Source organism: Planococcus salinus (assembly GCF_003719725.1).
Taxonomy (GTDB): Bacteria; Bacillota; Bacilli; order Bacillales_A; family Planococcaceae; genus Planococcus; species Planococcus salinus.
This window is the reverse complement of the sequence record NZ_RIAX01000029.1, coordinates 1-1,146: the sequence shown is the minus strand read 5'-3', so window position 1 is coordinate 1,146 and position 1,146 is coordinate 1. Positions and strand designations below refer to the sequence as shown.

1 rRNA gene is annotated in these 1,146 nt (G+C 53.3%); it reads right to left on the bottom strand.

Annotated elements, in window-relative coordinates:
* Window positions 1-893 (bottom strand): 23S ribosomal RNA (locus EEX84_RS16415); the annotation flags it as partial.
* Between the last annotated feature and the right edge of the window lie 253 nt (window positions 894-1,146).

Sequence of the window (1,146 nt, the reverse complement as noted above, 5' to 3'; positions counted from 1 at the left end):
AAAATTGAGGCTAGCCCTAAAGCTATTTCGGAGAGAACCAGCTATCTCCAGGTTCGATTGGAATTTCTCCGCTACCCACACCTCATCCCCGCACTTTTCAACGTGCGTGGGTTCGGGCCTCCAGTAAGTGTTACCTTACCTTCACCCTGGACATGGGTAGATCACCTGGTTTCGGGTCTACAACTGCATACTCCGTCGCCCTGTTCAGACTCGCTTTCGCTGCGGCTCCGGCTTCCCGCCTTAACCTTGCATGCAATCGTAACTCGCCGGTTCATTCTACAAAAGGCACGCCATCACCCGTTAACGGGCTCTGACTACTTGTAGGCACACGGTTTCAGGATCTGTTTCACTCCCCTTCCGGGGTGCTTTTCACCTTTCCCTCACGGTACTGGTTCACTATCGGTCACTAGGAAGTATTTAGCCTTGGGAGATGGTCCTCCCGGATTCCGACGGAATTTCACGTGTTCCGCCGTACTCAGGATCCACTCTGGAGAGGCGGGGTTTTCGGCTACGGGGCTGTTACCCTGTCTCGCGGACCGTTCCAGGTCGCTTCGCCTAATCCCGCCTTTTGTAACTCCGTACAGAGTGTCCTACAACCCCAGGAGGCAAGCCTCCTGGTTTGGGCTGTTCCCGTTTCGCTCGCCGCTACTCAGGGAATCGCATTTGCTTTCTGTTCCTCCAGGTACTTAGATGTTTCAGTTCCCTGGGTCTGCCTTCTCATGTGCTATGAATTCACACATGGATCCTGCCCCATTACAGGCAGGGGGTTCCCCCATTCGGAAATCTCCGGATCACAGCTCACTTACAGCTCCCCGAAGCATATCGGTGTTAGTGCCGTCCTTCTTCGGCTCCTAGTGCCAAGGCATCCACCGTGCGCCCTTTCTAACTTAACCAAGTGGTTTGTTAAAAAGTTGGCCACATCGTGACCGTGTCACTTCATGAATCGCTTGTTTCGTTTTGTTTCAATGTCGTCTATCCAGTTTTCAAAGAACAAGGGTTGAAGTATTCGGTGTCCAGCTGCAAACGCCAGCTCACGCGCCTGCTTCGCGCTCTCCTTCGACATGCAAGCATGTCAAATCGAGCCCTCCACCAGCCGGTTGAGCTGAACGGCGTTTTCCGCCTTTCAGTGAACCTTCAAAACCGAAC